Origin of the sequence: Actinomadura rupiterrae (assembly GCF_024172125.1) — a bacterium.
Classification (GTDB): Bacteria; Actinomycetota; Actinomycetes; order Streptosporangiales; family Streptosporangiaceae; genus Spirillospora; species Spirillospora rupiterrae.
On sequence record NZ_JAMZEA010000005.1, the window covers coordinates 681,555 to 696,366 of the forward strand.

General features: G+C 73.1%; 15 protein-coding genes. 6 read left to right on the forward strand and 9 right to left on the reverse strand.

Features of this window, described 5'->3' with window-relative positions; all coding sequences use genetic code 11:
* The first annotated feature begins 111 nt into the window (after window positions 1-111).
* A complete protein-coding gene (locus FHU30_RS19970; RefSeq protein WP_253877753.1) occupies window positions 112-762 on the forward strand; it encodes an Rv1733c family protein in 651 nt (216 codons plus the stop codon).
* 105 nt (window positions 763-867) lie between these two features.
* Here the strand turns inward: FHU30_RS19970 and FHU30_RS19975 are convergent, their stop codons facing one another.
* From FHU30_RS19975 to FHU30_RS19995, 5 genes are all read right to left on the reverse strand, one after another.
* Window positions 868-1,392 (reverse strand): MarR family winged helix-turn-helix transcriptional regulator, encoded by a 525-nt coding sequence (locus tag FHU30_RS19975; protein ID WP_253877755.1) that lies wholly within the window; start codon window positions 1,390-1,392, stop codon window positions 868-870.
* Window positions 1,389-2,879, reverse strand: a complete 1,491-nt coding sequence (locus FHU30_RS19980) for an MFS transporter (RefSeq protein WP_253877757.1) — start codon at window positions 2,877-2,879, stop codon at window positions 1,389-1,391. Before FHU30_RS19980 ends, FHU30_RS19975 begins: the two co-directional genes overlap by 4 nt.
* Before the next feature lie 69 nt (window positions 2,880-2,948).
* On the reverse strand, window positions 2,949-3,758 hold the full coding sequence (locus FHU30_RS19985) for an ABC transporter ATP-binding protein (protein WP_253878069.1): 810 nt from the start codon (window positions 3,756-3,758) through the stop codon (window positions 2,949-2,951).
* 122 nt (window positions 3,759-3,880) lie between these two features.
* Entirely contained in the window at window positions 3,881-5,008 is a 1,128-nt protein-coding gene (locus tag FHU30_RS19990) for a FecCD family ABC transporter permease (protein ID WP_253877759.1), read from the reverse strand.
* Entirely contained in the window at window positions 5,005-6,000 is a 996-nt protein-coding gene (locus tag FHU30_RS19995) for a FecCD family ABC transporter permease (RefSeq protein WP_253877761.1), read from the reverse strand. The genes FHU30_RS19990 and FHU30_RS19995 overlap by 4 nt, the downstream gene beginning before the upstream one ends.
* A gap of 177 nt (window positions 6,001-6,177) precedes the next feature.
* Between FHU30_RS19995 and FHU30_RS20000 the strand changes: the two genes are divergently transcribed.
* Complete coding sequence (locus FHU30_RS20000; RefSeq protein ID WP_253877763.1) at window positions 6,178-7,200, forward strand: ABC transporter substrate-binding protein; 1,023 nt, start codon at window positions 6,178-6,180, stop codon at window positions 7,198-7,200.
* The gene (locus FHU30_RS20005; RefSeq protein WP_253877765.1) at window positions 7,200-7,994 is read left to right on the forward strand and encodes a siderophore-interacting protein; all 795 of its coding nucleotides are present in this window, start codon (window positions 7,200-7,202) and stop codon (window positions 7,992-7,994) included. The genes FHU30_RS20000 and FHU30_RS20005 overlap by 1 nt, the downstream gene beginning before the upstream one ends.
* Window positions 7,995-8,086: 92 nt before the next feature.
* On the opposite strand, the gene FHU30_RS20010 is transcribed toward FHU30_RS20005, so the two are convergent.
* The gene (locus FHU30_RS20010) at window positions 8,087-9,031 is read right to left on the reverse strand and encodes a hypothetical protein (protein WP_253877767.1); all 945 of its coding nucleotides are present in this window, start codon (window positions 9,029-9,031) and stop codon (window positions 8,087-8,089) included.
* 128 nt (window positions 9,032-9,159) lie between these two features.
* On the opposite strand from FHU30_RS20010, the gene FHU30_RS20015 reads away from it, so the two are divergent.
* Window positions 9,160-9,705: a GNAT family N-acetyltransferase gene (locus tag FHU30_RS20015; protein ID WP_253877768.1), complete on the forward strand. Its 546-nt coding sequence runs from the start codon at window positions 9,160-9,162 to the stop codon at window positions 9,703-9,705.
* 112 nt (window positions 9,706-9,817) lie between these two features.
* Entirely contained in the window at window positions 9,818-10,174 is a 357-nt protein-coding gene (locus tag FHU30_RS20020) for a hypothetical protein (protein WP_253877769.1), read from the forward strand.
* Between the two features lie 28 nt (window positions 10,175-10,202).
* Here FHU30_RS20020 and FHU30_RS20025 read toward each other — a convergent pair whose 3' ends face one another.
* Together FHU30_RS20025 and FHU30_RS20030 are read right to left on the reverse strand one after the other, a co-directional pair.
* Window positions 10,203-10,691 carry a hypothetical protein gene (locus tag FHU30_RS20025; protein ID WP_253877770.1) on the reverse strand — a complete coding sequence of 163 codons (489 nt, stop codon included), beginning with the start codon at window positions 10,689-10,691 and terminating at the stop codon, window positions 10,203-10,205.
* A 130-nt stretch (window positions 10,692-10,821) separates the two neighbouring features.
* Window positions 10,822-11,670 (reverse strand): helix-turn-helix transcriptional regulator, encoded by an 849-nt coding sequence (locus FHU30_RS20030; protein ID WP_253877771.1) that lies wholly within the window; start codon window positions 11,668-11,670, stop codon window positions 10,822-10,824.
* 100 nt (window positions 11,671-11,770) lie between these two features.
* Here FHU30_RS20030 and FHU30_RS20035 point away from each other — a divergent pair, with 100 nt between their 5' ends.
* Window positions 11,771-12,961: an MFS transporter gene (locus FHU30_RS20035; RefSeq protein WP_253877772.1), complete on the forward strand. Its 1,191-nt coding sequence runs from the start codon at window positions 11,771-11,773 to the stop codon at window positions 12,959-12,961.
* A gap of 43 nt (window positions 12,962-13,004) precedes the next feature.
* Here the strand turns inward: FHU30_RS20035 and FHU30_RS20040 are convergent, their stop codons facing one another.
* Window positions 13,005-14,735, reverse strand: a complete 1,731-nt coding sequence (locus FHU30_RS20040) for an MFS transporter (protein WP_253877773.1) — start codon at window positions 14,733-14,735, stop codon at window positions 13,005-13,007.
* Window positions 14,736-14,812 lie beyond the last annotated feature (77 nt).

Consider the following 14,812-nt stretch of genomic DNA (forward strand, 5'->3'; position numbering starts at 1 on the left):
AACGGACCTCCCGAAAACGTATCGGGTCTGTGCCCGGAGCCGCACTCGGGAATATCCTGGCAAAGGATGGCCAAGGGCCTCTTGCCGGGTTCTCCCGGGGAGGTGACGACGATGAGCTGGTTCCGTTCCGGGGCGCGGCGCCACGCCGCCGAGGACGGGGACGCGAGGCAGGCGGCCGGCGCGCGGCTGCGCCGTTGGGCGCGAAGAGCGGGCCTGCTGCCGAGCGAGCTGCGCCGTCCGGTCGACCGGGTCCAGCGCGCCATCGCCTACGTCCTGCTCGGCCTGGTGCTGATCGCGGCGCCGCTGGCCGCGCTGTCCTGCGCGACCTGGTCGTACCGGGCCGGGATGAAGGCGGAGCACGCGGAGCGGTCCGTCCGGTACCACGCGGTAGCGACGGCCGAGGCGATCGGCGTGGGCCCGGCGGGCGACCGGTACGTGCACGAGACGCTGCGCGCGCACTGGACCGCGCCCGACGGCAGCACCCGCGTCGGCGTGCTGACGGCCTGGAAGAACGCCAAGGCGGGCTCGCACCACAGGATCTGGGTCGACCTGCACGGCAACGCCACCACACCGCCGCGCCCGCACGGCCGGACGGTCACCGACACCGTCTACGCCGCGACGGGCGCCGGGCTGGCCGTGGCGCTGCCCGTCTTCGGCGTCTACCTGGCGGTCCGCCGCCGCTGCGACCGCTACCGCGACACCCTGTGGGACGACGACTGGGCCCGCATGGACGCCGACGCCGGCCACAACCGCCCGTCCTGACGCGCGGCGCACTGCGCCGCAAGCCCACCCCGCCGGACGAGCCGATGTGCAAGCGGCTGATCGGGTCCGGCTTGCCCGGATCTCGCCGACTACGACGTCCGGTGACTAGAACTCCGAGGCCCATGCCGCCGAGGGCGGGGACTCGGGTTCGGGGTCGGCCATGATGCGGTCGATGATGCGGTCGAGCGCGGCGAGATCGTCGGCGGGCAGGTCGTACATCGAGGGCGGCGGCGTCTTGAGGATGCGCTCGGCCTCGGCGGCGGCGGCCAGGCCCGGCTCGGTCGCGCGGACGAGCTTGGACCGCCGGTCGGCCGGGTTCGGGATGCGCTCGACGAGCCCGCGCCCGGCCAGGTCGTCCACCACGAGGGTCGTGTAGGGGCGGTCGGTGAGCAGCAGGTCCGCCAGGTCGCGCAGCGCGATCGGGCCGCGCGCCGCGACGCGCCGCAGCGCCTTGATGCGGAAGAAGCTCATGCCGAGCGCCTCGGTCGCCTCCTGCCGCCGGTCGCCGTGCACGCGCAGCAGCACCTGCAGCTTCGTCCACGTCCGGCGGACCGGCTCGTCCTCGGCCGAGCCGGACGTCGCGGACGCGCCGGAGCCGGACGTCCCGGGGGTGGACGGGGTGCTCGTCATGGGGTCCTCACCGGGGTCCTCGGCGTGTCGGTCGCGGTGGCGGCGGCGGTGCGCTCCGCGGTGCGGACGGCGCGCCGTCCGGTCGTGATGGTACCGAGGACCAGCACGGCGGCCGCGCAACCGGCCATGATCCAGTACGCGGGGCGGGCGGCGGCGACGAAGTCCGCGCCCGCGAGCGCCGGACGGCCCCCGCCGCCATGCGCGCCGCCGCCGTGCGCGGTCGAGGCGCCCGCGACGCCGAGGACCGCGCCGAAGACCGCGACGCCGAGGGCCTGCCCGATCTGCCGGCTGGTGGACGCGACGGCGGCGGCGACCCCGGCCTGCGCGCGCGGCATGCCGGAGACGGCGGTGTTGGTGATCGGCGAGTTGACCGTCCCGAACCCGATGCCGAACAGGATGTAGGCGGCGAACAGCGTGGAGTCGCGGGTCTCGCCGTCGAACGCGGCGAACAGCAGGGCGCTGGCCAGCATCGTCGCCCCGGCGATCTGGAGCGGCAGGCGCGGGCCGCGCGACCCGGTGAGCCGTCCGGAGAACGGCGCGACGATCCCGGTCACCGCGGCCATGGGCAGCAGGTAGAGCCCGGCGTGCAGCGCGGTCAGCCCGCGCACGCTCTGCAGGTAGATCGAGTTGAGGAAGAGGAACCCGGCGAGCGCGGAGAACGCGCAGATCGCGATCAGCGTCGCGCCGGAGAACGGCAGACTGCGGAAGAACCGGACGTCGATCAGCGGCTCGGGGACGCGCAGCGCGTGCCGGACGAACAGCGCGAGCGCGAGGGCGGCGGCCGCGGCGCAACCGAGCACCACCGGGGACGTCCAGCCCAGCTCGGCGCCCTCGATGATCGCGTAGGTGAGCGCGCCGAGCGTGACGATCATGAGCAGCTGGCCGGCCGGGTCCGGGCGGCGCGGGTGCGGCGCGCGCGACTCGGGCACGAACAGCCGGGTCAGGACGAGCGCGGCGAGCCCGATCGGCAGGTTCAGCCAGAAGATCGAGCGCCAGCCGACCGAGTCGACCAGGACGCCGCCGACCAGCGGTCCGGCGGCCATGCTGATCCCGACCACGCCGCCCCAGACGCCGATCGCGCGGGCCCGCTCGCGCGGCTCGGTGAAGGTGTTGGTGATGATCGACATGGCCACCGGGTTGAGCATCGACCCGCCGGCCGCCTGCACGACCCGCGCCGCGACCAGCCAGCCGAGGCCGGGCGCGAGGCTGCACAGCAGCGACCCGGCCGTGAACAGGACGAGCCCGAACTGGAAGACGCGGCGGCGGCCGAGCCGGTCCGCGGTCGAGCCGGAGGTGATCATCAGCCCGGCGACCACGATCAGGTAGGCGTCGATCGTCCACTGCAGCCCCGACATCGAGGCGTGGAAGTCGCGCTGCATCGCGGGGATCGCGACGTTGAGGACGGTGTTGTCGATGCTGACCATCAGCAGGCTGAGGCAGCAGATCGCCAGCACGAGCAGCCGGCGCCGGTGGCTGAGCTCGGGCACCCGGGCCTCCATTGGTTGTAGGTCTATAACCGTTGTAACCGTACAACCATTCTGGCCGCTCCGGTCAGGTCAGACTTGCGTGACCTTCACGACATTCCCTGGTGAACCGCTCGAACCGGAACCAGCCGCCGGGGCCGCCGGGACGACCAGGGGTGTCCCGGACTCCGGGTCGTCGATGACGCGGCAGCGCAGGCCGAACACCTCCGCCACCCGGTCCGCGGTGACGACCTCGGCGGGCGGGCCCTCGGCGACGATCCGCCCGTCCCGCATGGCGACCAGGTGGGTGGCGTAGCGGGCGGCCTGGTTCAGGTCGTGCAGGACGGCCACGACCGTGCGGCCCTCGGCGTGCAGCCGCGCGCACAGGTCGAGCACCTCGATCTGGTGCGCGATGTCGAGGAACGTGGTCGGCTCGTCCAGCAGCAGGAGGGACGTCTGCTGGGCGAGGGCCATCGCGATCCACACCCGCTGCCGCTGGCCGCCGGACAGCTCGTCCACGCCCCGGGACGCGAGCGCCGCCACGCCCGTCGCCTCCATCGACTCGGCGACGACCCGCTCGTCCTCGCGCGACCACTGCCGCAGCAGGCCCTGGTGCGGGTACCGGCCGCGCGCGACCAGGTCCGCGACGGTGATGCCCTCCGGCGCGACGGACGACTGCGGGAGCAGGCCGAGCGTCCGCGCGAGCTTGCGCGCGGGCCAGGACGCGATCTTCTCACCGTCCAGTGTCACCGTCCCGGCCGTCGGGCGCAGCACGCGCGCGAGCGCGCGCAGGAGCGTGGACTTCCCGCACGCGTTCGGGCCTACGACGACGGTGAACGACGCGTCCGGGATGGCGACGTCCAGGCCCTCGGCGATGACGCGCCGGTCGTAGGCCAAGGTCAGCCCAGACGCGGCGAGCCTCGGAGCGGCGCTTTCGGCATGCGTCCCGGCGGCCGCGTCCGTGGCCTTCGCGGGGGTCGATGCGCCGGTCTTCGCGGTGATCGATGCGCCGGTCTTCGCGGGGGTCACAGGCGTCCTGCCTTTCGTTCGGTGGAGAGCAGCCAGATCAGGTAGCCGCCGCCGAGCAGGCCGGTGACGACGCCGACGGGGAGCTGGTGGCCGGGGACGAGCCGCTGCCCGGCGAGGTCGGCGGCGGCGAGCATCGCCGCGCCGAGGCACGCGGAGGGCAGCGCGTTCGGTCCGGACGCGCGGGTCAGGCGGCGGGCGGGCTGCGGCGCGGTGAGCGCGACGAACGACACGGGTCCGGCGGCCGCCGCGGCGAGCGCCGCGAGCAGCACGGCCACGGCGAGGAGCAGGCCGCGGACGCGGTCCACCGGGACGCCGAGCGCGCGTGCCGCCTCGTCCCCCATTTCGAGCGTCCGCATCGCGCGCCCGCACGAGACGGTGATGGCGCCCGCTAGCGCGAGCATCACGAGCAGCGGGGCGGCCTGTTTCCAGTCGCGTCCGTCCAGGCTGCCCGTCAGCCACAGGACGGCCCGCGCGGCCTCGGTGATCTGCGCCTTCGTGAGCAGGTAGCCGTTCACGCCGGTGAGGATCGCCGCGATCCCGACGCCCACGAGGACGAGCCGCTGCCCGTGCGCGCCGTTCCGTCCGACCAGCAGGACGATCAGCACGCCGGTCAGCACTCCGCCGATCACCGCGCCCGCCGCGAGCGCGAGGCTGCTCCCGCCCAGCAGGACGATCGCGACCAGCACCCCCATGGTCGACCCTTGCGTGAATCCGAGCAGGTCAGGACTGCCGAGCGGGTTCCGCGCGAGGGACTGGAACAGCGCGCCCGCGAGGCCGAGCGCCGCGCCGACGGCGAGCGCGGTCGCCGCGCGCGGCAGCCGCAGCTGGTTGACGATGAAGTCGGTGGACGCGTCGCCGTGCCCGAAAACGGCGCGCACGACCTCGCCGAAACTCAGCGGGTAGTCGCCGCCGCCGATCGCGAACACGCTCACGACCAGCGCGGCCACCGCGCACGCGGCGCCGACGAGCACCGCCCGCGCGTTCAGCTTGAGCGAGACCCCACCCGTCCTGACCAGCACCACCCCGCGGTTCGCCGCGCCGCCCGCCGCAGCGCCGCCCACCGCCGCGCCGCCCACCGCAGTGCCGTCGGCCGTAGTGCCGCTCGACACGCTGCTCCCGTTCACAGTGCCGCCACCTTCCGGCGCCGGACGAAGAAGAGGAAGAACGGCCCGCCGAGCACGACCGTCAGGACGCCGACCTGCACCTCGCCGGGACGGGCGACGACGCGTCCGACGACGTCCGCCCCGAGCATCAGCACGGGCGCGGCGAGCGCGCTGTACGGGAGGAGGAACCGCAGGTCAGGGCCGGTGATCGCGCGGACGAGGTGCGGCACCATCAGGCCGAGGAACACCACCGGCCCGCACGCGGCGGTCGCCGCGCCGCAGAGCAGCGTGACCGCGGCGATCCCGGTACCGCGCACCAGGGCGGGCCGCGCGCCGAGCGCCCGCGCCGTGTCGTCGCCCATCGCGAGCGCGTTCAGCGGGCGGGCCAGCACGACCGCGAGCACGACGCCGACCAGGACGAACGGCGTGACCTTCTGCACGGTGGAGGTCTGCGCGGCGGCGAGGCTGCCGACCGTCCAGAACCGCATCCGGTCGAGCGAGGCGGTGTCGAGGAGCTGGACGGCGCTGACGTAGGAGTACAGCGCCGCGTTGATCGCCGCTCCGGCGAGCGCGAGCCGCGCCGGGGTCGCGGCGCGCCCGCCGCCGATCCCGTACAGCAGGACGGCCACGGCGCCCGCCCCCGCGAACGCGAACCACACGTACCCGGCGAACGACGTGACGCCGAGGAACGAGATCGCGGTGACGACCGCCGCGGACGCGCCGACGTTGATGCCGAGCAGCCCGGGGTCGGCGAGCGGGTTGCGGGTGAGCGACTGCATCAGCGCCCCGGCGAGGCCGAGCGCCACGCCGACGACGAGCCCGAGCAGCGTGCGCGGCAGCCGCATCTGGTGGACGACCGCGTACGCCTCGGTCCCGGAGTCGGTGAGGCCGCGCCACACCTCGTCCGGCCCGAGCGGGCGCGCCCCGACCGCGAGGCTCAGCGCGAGCACGGCCGCCAGCAGGACGGCGGCGGCGGCGAACCGCCGCGCGCGGGACAGGGGGGGCGGGCTCACGGGCGACTCCTCGACTCCTGGACGGCGGACCGGACACCCGGCCCGGACGGCCGGCGGGCCGGGCCGGCGGGGACCCGGCCATGGCCCTGGACAAAAACTTAGGTTAGGTTAACCTAAGTCCTGCCTATCGGACCGATAGGCGTCCCCCGCAACCCCTGACCTCGGAGAACGCACGACATGACGAACCTCGCCTCCTCCCGCCTGTCCCGGCGCGGCCTGCTCGGCGCGGGCGGCGCGCTCGCCCTCGGCGCCGTCCTCGCCGCGTGCGGCGGAACCAGCGGCGACGCGAAGGGCGCCGACGGCGGCGCGTGGTCCTTCACCGACGACCGGGGCCAGAAGGCCGAGGCGAAGACGCGTCCGCGCCGCGTCGTCGCCTACGTCGGAGCCGCCGCCGCGCTCTGGGACTTCGGCGTGACCGACCGCATCGTCGGCGTGTACGGGCCGGCCAAGCGCAAGGACGGCAGCCGCGACCCGCAGGTGGGCGACGTGGACGTCAGCAAGGTCGAGGTCATCGGCAACGCGTACGGCGAGTTCAACATCGAGAAGTACGCGGCGCTGCGGCCCGAGCTGCTCGTGGACCACATGTTCGTCAAGCCGAACCTGTTCTACGTCCCCGCCGAGAGCAAGGACAAGATCTTCAAGCTGGCGCCGAGCGTCGGGATCCAGGCGGGCGACACCACGCTCACCACGCCCATCGAGCACTACGCCGCGCTCGCCACCGCGCTCGACGCGGACCTGCGCTCCCCCACCAACCTCGCCGCCAAGGACCGCTTCGACAAGGCCGTCGCGTCCCTGCGCCAGGCCGTCGCCGCGAACAAGGGCGTGAAGGTGCTCGCCGCGTCCGCGAGCCCCGACCTCTTCTACGCCTCGTCCCCGGCCAAGAACGCCGACCTGCAGTTCTTCAGGCAGCTGGGCGTCGAGGTCATCGTCCCGTCCAAGATCGACCAGACCGGCTATTTCGAGTCGCTGAGCTGGGAGAACGCCGGCAAGTACAAGGCGGACGTGATCCTGCTGGACGCCCGCACCCAGGCCCTCCAGCCAAAGGACCTCGGGTCCAAGCCGTCCTGGGGCAACCTGCCCGCCGTGAAGGCGAACCAGGTGTTCGGCTGGGACCCCGAGCCCCGCTTCTCCTACGCGGGCTGCGCCCCGATCATCGAGCGGCTCGCCGAGACGATCAAGAACGCGAGGAAGGTGGCCTGATGTTCCGCTTCTTCGACATGCCGGTGCTCCATGCCACGCGCCTCGGCCCGTCCATGGTCCGGATCACCCTCGCCGCGCCCGACGGCTTCGTCTCCGGCGGCCGCGACCAGCGCTTCAAGCTGTTCTTCCCGCACCCGCACCAGGACCGCCCGGTCATGCCGGACGTCCCGGACGACGACTGGTTCGCCGCCTGGCGCGCGCTCGACCCGTCCGAGCGGGCCGTCATGCGCACCTTCACCGTCCGCGCCCAGCGCCCCGGCGAGGTGGACGTCGACTTCGCCCTGCACGGCGACCTCGGCCCCGCCTCCCGCTGGGCGAGCACGGCAGGCCCCGGCGACCGCCTCCTCGCCCTCGGCCCGACCGCCCCCGACAACGGCGGCGTCGAGTTCGCGCCCCCGCCCTCCGCCAGGACGATCCTGATCGCCGGGGACGAATCGGCCCTCCCCGCCATCGGCGCGAACCTGGAGTCCCTGCCGCCCGCCACCACCGCGCACGTCTACGTCCAGATCGCCCACGACGACGACCGCCAGGACCTCCCCCGCGACGTCACCTGGCTCGTCCGGAACCGCGACGAACCGCTGACCGAAGCCGTCCGCAAGGCCCCGCCCGCCGACTACGCCTGGATCGCGGGCGAGGCCGGCGCCGTCCGGACCATGCGCCGCCACCTCGTCAAAGACCGCGGCATGCCCCGCGAGTCCGTCGAGTTCATGGGCTACTGGCGGCAAGGCTCCACCGAGGAGACCCTCCTAGCCGAAACCCTTGCCGGCGCCACCCCCCACACCCCAGAAGACTGACCCTCACCGTCCTCGCGCCGCTCACCCCGAACGAACACCCCAGCGGTAAGCGCCGCGAGGACGACAGTTGTACGGCCGCCCGCCCCCCGGCCCTACCTGGAGGACGGCCCCTGGCGCTCCGGCCACGCGCACGCTAGGCCGGCGAGCGCGGCGAGGACGATGGTCAGCTGGAGTGTCGTCGCGCCCAAAGACGCGATCACCTCCGCGATCCCGTTCCATTTGTCGCGCACGATAGGGCCGCTGGCAAACCACCCGCCCATGCTGGGATTTCCGCCCGTACTCCGGGCGATGAACGTCGGCCGGTTGTCCCAAAGTTCCTGAGCCAGGGGCATCAGCAGCAGGAGCGCTCCGGCCCCTCCCAGTGCCGCCGCCCGAACTCCGGCAAGGCGCCGGACCCGCGCGAACAGCAGCAAGGCCGCGCCCAGCGCGACGGCGATCAGCATGGTGGCGGCGTGTTGCCAGATGCCCCACCAGCCCATTTCCCGATGCAGCGCGGAGAGTCTCTGAGCGGCGTAGTTCGCTCCGATGGCCATCCCGGCCAATCCGGGAAGCGCCACGAGCAGGAGGCGTGGCCGGTTCCGGGTGCTCGCCGAGAACACGCCGGCCATCGCGGCGAGCAGTCCCGCACCGATCGCGGCCATGGTCGACATCTCGCTCCAGCTCGGGCCGCCGTTGTACGCCGCCATGTTCAGCTCGCCGAGCGGGTAGCGGTAGAGGTATCTCACCTCGCCATGCGCATGCCCGTGCCCATCCCCCGGCCAGGACCACGACGTCGCGAGATGGACGAGCTGGGCGAGCGCCGGTGCGATGCAGAGAAGCGCGGCGGAAGTGGTTCGGCGCGCCACGACGGCCACCACCGCGGCACCGAAGACGAGCGCCAGGGCGAGCGGAACCTCCGCGCCTCTGTGCCCGCTCCCCAGCTCCCACCAGAGTCCGTCCGAGGCCAGGACGGAGTGCACGGAGAAGCCGAGGCCGAGGGCGGCGAGGAGTGTTGCGAGGGTGGCGAATGTGGTGGTGAGGAGCCTTGGGGAAGGCATGGGTCATCACGATCCGTGCGCGGGGGAGCGACTGGACGGGCCTTGCGGGCGTCAACGAGATCATGCGGGCGCACCGTAACGCAACGGGGCGGTAGGCAGGGGTTCGCGCGGGTTGCGAAGATCTTGGGATGAGCGTCAGCGATGGTTACCCCTCTCCTCTGCTGGTCGGGCTCGGGCTTGAGCTGCGGGCCTGGACGGATGCCGATCTCGCGGCGATGGTCGCGCTGTTCGACAACCCGCAGTTCGCCCGGTGGACTCCGCTTGCCTCGCCGTTCGACATGGACGCGGCACGCGCCTACCTCGACAAGTCGCGGCGCGAGCGCGCGTCGGGGCGGCTGCTTCAGTTCGCCGTCACCACCGATGGGCGGACGCCGTTGGGCGAGGTCCTGTATGTCCGCAGGACGGACGAGCCGGTCTCGACGGTTGAGATCGCGTATGGGATCGGGCCCGAGCATCAGGGGCAGGGGTTGGCCAGTCGGGCCGTGCGGCTGCTGACGGGGCATGTGCAGGAGGTGCTCGCGCCGGAGCGGGTTGTGCTGAGGATCGCGCCGGACAATCTGCCCAGCCAGGGCGTCGCGCGGTCGGCCGGGTTCCGGCTTACGGACGACGCGCCCGTCCTGCGGCCGCGGCGGGAGGGGCCCGATATCGAGCTGATGACCTGGGTCCATCCCTGAGATTCGGTCTTGTTGGTGGACAGGAGTGGTAAAAGCGCTGGCCAGGGCGCGTCCGCGAGGGTGCGGGGCGAACGAGGATGGGGGGCGTTGGGCGAACTCTCAGGGGGTTTCCATGCATCGCCTGATCTCGACCGTTCTGGCCGCCGGAGTCGTGCTGGCACCGGTGGCCGCGTACGCCGACGAACCGCCGTCGGAGGACGGCAACGGCAAGCTCACCGTGTACCAGCTGGACCGCGACGGGCGGATCCTCACGCAATCGGCGATCGCCGCTCAGGGCGGGCACGGGTGCGTCCGGATCCCGATGGTCGCGAACTCCGTCCGGGAGGTGTTCGACAACGACAGCGGCAGCACCGTCGACATCTACTTCAACGGTGCCTGCAGCGGCATCCCGATCGTGCGCGCGCCGTACGGGTCGAGGGCCAGCATCGGCACCGGGCACCTGGACGCGATGGGCGTCGTCTTCCGCTGACCGCGGACGGGTCCGGGGCCGGCCGCGGTCAGCGGGGTTCAGGCCCGGACCCGCCCGGCGAGAGGCGGAGGGTCGCGGTGGGGACGGCGATCCTCACGATGTGGACGGTCAGCATCGTGCCGCCGCCGCCGAACATGATCGTGCCCTGCGGGCCGGCGTCCCCGGCGCCCATGCCGCCGCCCGTGAACGTCCAGCGCATCGAGACGTGCTCGGGCGTGACGTCGGTGATGACGAGCGGTCCGGCCTCGAAGTGCTGGGCCAGTTCGATCTGGTCGCCCGCGCGCACCCGCACCTCGCACCGGCCCTCGCGGCAGGCCGCGAGGTTCGCGCCGTCCGCCGGGCCGGGCGATGGCGTGCCGGTGGGCGACGGCGTGGTGGACGGGAAGGGCATGGCGAGCGTCTGCGACGTCAGCGGCTGCGGTTGATGGGAGGACTCGTCGCCTCCGCGGCAGCCCGCGACGAGGGTGGTCAGGGACAGCGCGGCGGCGGCCGCGCCGAGGAGCGGTGGTACCCCCATGGCGGCTTCTTCCTTTCGGACCCCTGCCCCACCCCTTCCCCGGGCCCGCGCCGCCCGACACGCCCTGTGACCGTAAGGAAACAAAACCCGACGGACGCCGATCCGACCGAAACCCGACCTGCGGACGGTCCTATGCGGTTTCGGACGACCACTTCGCGAGCGCGGTGAGCCGCTCGCGCTCCTCATCGGTGGACGCGAAGTAGACGACCAGCTCGATGTCCGAGGACGCCGCCGGACGCAGCACGTGGAAGCCGAGCTCGATCGGCCCGATCCCGGGATGGTTGAGTGCCTTCGTCCCGGAGGTCTTCTCCATGACCTGCTGCTGCGGCCACCACTCGGCGAACTCCGGGGACGCGGTGGCGAGGCGTCCGATCAGGTTCTCCATGCGCGCGTCCCCGGGATGCTTGGCGCTCGCGTGGCGGAGCAGCGCGACCTGGCCCTGCGCGCCGGCCTTCCAGTCGGGATAGAGGTCGCGCATCCGCGGATCGGTCAGGACCAGCCACGCCATGTTCCGGTCACGGGGTTGGAGCGCGGAGAAGTCGGTGATCAGCGCCGCGCCGAGCCGGTTCCAGGCCAGCACGTCACGGCACGGGTTCAGCGCGAAGGCCGGCCCGGCGAACGAGTCGACAAGTTCCTGAAGGCCGCGCACGCTCGTCCCGCCGCCGGACGCGGGATGCGCGCGGGTCGGCGGGGCCTTCAGGTTGCGGGCGAGGGCCTGGAGGTGCGCGCGTTCGGTGCCGTCCAGGCCGAGCGCGGTGGCGATGGCGTCGATGACCTGCGCGGACGGCCGGACGCGGCCCTGCTCGACGCGCTGGTAGTGGTCCGGGCTGACCCCGGAGACGATGGCCAGCTCCTCGCGCCGCAGCCCCGGGACGCGCCGTCCGGACGACCGGGGCAGGCCGACCTGCTCGGGTGCGACGCGTCCCCGGTGGTGGCGCAGGAAAGCGGCGAACTCGTCGCGGGGGTCGTCCGGCGTCATGCGTCCACGGTGCCACGCCGCGGCGCCGGGAGGGTGGCCACGGCATGGCCAGGCACGTCCCGGCCTGCCCCTCCGCGCGCGGCGCACCGACCGTGGACGCATGACGATCACGGTGTCCCCGCACGCCAGGTCGGGGCTGTTCGCGCTGGTCGCGGCGAGCACCCTGGCGAACATGTACTACAGCCAGCCGATCCTGGCCTCGCTCGCCGGCTCGCTGCACACGTCGCCGAGCCGGGCCGCGCTGGTCGTCGTGGCCACGCTCGCCGGGAACGGGGCGGCGCAGCTCCTCCTCGTCCCACTGGCCGACCTGGTGGAGCGGCGGCGGCTGGCGCAGATCCTGCTCGGAGTCCAGGCCGCGGCGATGCTGGTCCTCGCCGGATGCCACCAGCTGCCGGTCGCGATCGCGGCGAGCGTGGTGGTCGGGCTGGGCGGCGCGTCCGCGATGGTGCTGCTCTCCTACGCGGCGTCGCTCGTCCCGCTGCACGAGCGCGGCCGCGCGACCGGGACGGTCATGAGCGGCGTCCTGCTGGGGATCCTGTTCTCGCGCAGCATCAGCGGCTTCGTCAGCGGCGCGTTCAGCTGGCGGGTCACGTTCGCGGCCGGGGCGGTGCTGGTCGCGGGGTCGGCCGCCGTCCTGGCGACGTTCCCGGCCTCCCGGGCGGACGAGCCGCCATCGGGCTACCGGCGGCTCCTCGGCTCGGTGCTGGAGATCGCGGCGCGCGACCGGTTCGTCCAGCGGCGGATGCTGGTCGGCGTCCTCGGCTTCGTCTCGTTCAACGTGCTCTGGACGGGCCTGACGCTGCTGCTCTCCGGGCCGTCCTACCGCTTCTCGGACCAGGCGATCGGGCTCTTCGGCATCATCGGCCTGGTCGGGGCGCTGATCGCCAAGAACGCGGGCACCTGGTTCGACCGCGGGCACGGCCCGCTGGTCTCCCGCCTCGGCTGGACGGCCACGGCGGTCGCGTGGGCCGTCTCCGCCGCGTCCGGCGGGGGCGGACGGACAGGTGCGGCCTGCGTGATCCTCGCCGTCGCGCTGCTCGACGCCGGGATGCAGGCGCAGCACATCACCAACCAGTCCACGCTCATCGCGGCGCGACCTGCGCAGACGGCCCGGGTGACGACCGCGTACATGTCCTCGAACGTCTTCGCCGGAGCGGTCGGGGGCGCGCTGGCTTCGGTGCTCTACCCGTCGTTCGGCTGGGACGCGCTCGCGGTGCTCGGCCTGACCTGCAGCGTCCTGGCCCTGCTGCTCCTGCGCACCGACCGCCGGGCTGCGGCGGTGCCGCGCTGAACGGGGGCCGCGAAGCCGGGCAAGGCTTCGCGGCCCGTAAGGGTCAGGTTTCGAGGGCGGAGAGTTCGGCGGTGAGGGCCTTGTCGTGGGCCTCGGCGTCCTCGCGGGCGCGGCGGGGGCTCCAGCGGCCGGTGACGATGAAGACGAACGGCAGGAAGACCGCCTGGCCCGCTACGCAGACCCACCACCACGTCCGCCACTGCTTCGGACCGTCCGCGGCGGCCTTCTGGACGGCCGGACCGTGCTTCTTCAGCGTCGCGAGCTGCGGTTGCGCCTTCTGGACGGTCGCCAGCCCCCCAGCGCCGACCTCCTGCAGGGCGCGCGTCCGGACAGCCGGCGGGACCGATCCCGGCGGGTACTTCGCCAGCTCGGCGAAGAGCTCCGGATGCGCCCGCATGACGGCGAGGGCGGGCGCCGCCTGCGCCTGCGCGGCCTTGACCTCCGCGCTGTGGTCGACCAGCGGCGTCACGGACGTCACGACGGCCGGGATGCACGCGGCGGACGCGGCGACGACGAGCCGCAGCAGCCACCCCCACACGGCGAGGCCGGTCGCGGTCGCGGCCGGGTTGTGCTTCTCGACGGTCTCGGTGAACGCCGCCATCCACGGCGCGTAGGTGAGTCCGCCGAAGACGCCGATCCCGACGAACAGCCAGGCGAAGGTGTAGTAGCCGGTGTGCGGATGGGTCGCGAGCATCGCGAACGTCGCGGTCACCGCGATGGACGCGAGGGCGCCGAACAGCATCAGCGGCTTCCGGACTTTCAGCGCGTCCGAAACCAGGCCGGTCACGACGAGCGCGATCGCGTTGGCGGCCCAGTACCAGTTCGCGAGGCCGTTCGTCCGCTGCTCGCTGTAGCCGAACGTGGCGGAGAAGTAGATCACGAAGTTGCCGACCGCCGCGTAGTAGAGCAGCAGGTAGACGCTGACGGCGAAGGCGGAGCCGACGATGTCCGGGCGGAGCATCTGGCGCCAGTGGCCCTTGAGCGCGTGCTCGGGGTCGATGCCGCGCGCCCGCGCCTCGACCAGCGCGCGGTCGCGCAGGCTGACCATGATCTGGTCGCGCAGCCGCGGCGACAGCTCGCGCAGGCCGAACAGCGCGACCACGAAGACCGCGAGCGCGGTGATCCCGGCGTAGGTCAGCTCGTCCTGCCAGGTGGACGAGCCGAGCGTGTGGCTGGTGACGGTGGTGACGACGAGGCTGCCGACGACCGGTCCCATCGTCCAGTAGCCCATGGCGGTGGCGCGGCCGAGCTGCGGCGAGAAGTCCCTGATCAGCGCGGGTGTCGCGACCAGGACGATGCCCTCGACGAAGCTGAGCGCCGTGAACAGCGCCAGGTAGGTCGCCTTGTTCGGGGAGTGCGGCAGGACGAGCACGACCACCCCGGCGAGGAGCAGGCCGTACACGACCATGTTCGCCCGCCCCCAGCGGTCCGCCAGGCCCGCGACGAGCGAGGCGAACGCGCCCACCGCGTTCCCCACGACCGAGATCGAGATGAAGAACGCGAAGGTCATGCCGTAGTGCGCCATGATCGACGTCGCCACGGCGTACTGGACGTAGAGCAGGTAGTACAGGACGACCGTGGTCGCCACGACGATCGCGAGGTAGGCGTAGCGGCGGGCGGAGTCGGGGTAGCGGGCGAGGTCGCGCCGCCACAGGCGGACGAGCGCGCCCTGCAGCGGGCTGCTGGTCGGCGGCCGTCCGGCGGCGCCGGTGGGTGAGTCGCCGGTGGGTGAGTCGCCGGTGGGTGAGTCGCCGGTGGGTGAGGAGACGGACATCTCAGCTCCCTGGGCTGGAGGTCCCCCGAAACGAACGAAACGGTCCCCGAAGTGCGAGTGCGCAGTCGCCGTGTGGA